At 71.9% G+C, this 270-nt stretch carries 1 protein-coding gene; it reads right to left on the bottom strand.

Annotated features, from left to right (window positions below; translation table 11 throughout):
* Positions 1-233 (bottom strand): alpha/beta fold hydrolase (locus tag AC0I8G_RS25945; protein ID WP_471732512.1); only part of this gene is annotated, 233 nt, incomplete at its 3' end.
* Between the last annotated feature and the right edge of the window lie 37 nt (positions 234-270).

The raw sequence follows: 270 nt of genomic DNA, 5'->3' as shown, positions 1-270 counted from the left end.
GTGACGATCCCGCCGTAGCTGTGGGCGACGACCACCGTCGGTTCGTCGCTGTCCTGCAGCACCCCCCGCCCCGCGGCGACGTCCTCGGCGAAACCACCCGAGCCACCCTCGCCCCAACTGGGCAGCAGCGGCGAGACGCTGCGGACACCGTTCTCCTGCAACAGGTCCGCGGTCCGGCGCCACCACCACGCCCCGTCCTTCACGCACGCCCCGTGCACGAACCCGACCCTCATCCCGACCTCCACGCTCGTCCGGCGACCAACGCTAGAC

The organism is Kineococcus sp. AC630, assembly GCF_979255925.1.
This window is presented reverse-complemented; position numbering and strand designations above follow the sequence as displayed.